General features: G+C 58.0%; 1 rRNA gene. It reads left to right on the top strand.

Features of this window, described 5'->3' with window-relative positions:
* Nucleotides 1-326, top strand: a 23S ribosomal RNA gene (locus tag M1203_RS38590); the annotation flags it as partial.

Raw genomic sequence — 326 nt, forward strand, 5'->3', positions numbered from 1 at the left:
AACAACCGTGATTCCGGGAGTAGTGGCGAGCGAAACCGGATGAGGCCAAACCGTATGCGTGTGATACCCGGCAGGGGTTGCGCATGTGGGGTTGTGGGATCGTACTTCAGTAGTCTGCCGGCTGCTGGGCGAGTCAGAAACCGTATGGGTAGGCGAAGGACATGCGAAAGGTCCGGCGTAGAGGGTAAGACCCCCGTAGCTGAAATCTGTACGGCTTGCTTGTGCGACACCCAAGTAGCACGGGGCCCGAGAAATCCCGTGTGAATCTGGCGGGACCACCCGCTAAGCCTAAATATTCCCTGGTGACCGATAGCGGATAGTACCGT

The sequence above is a fragment of the Streptomyces sp. 35G-GA-8 genome (assembly GCF_023534745.1).
Lineage (GTDB): Bacteria > Actinomycetota > Actinomycetes > Streptomycetales > Streptomycetaceae > Streptomyces.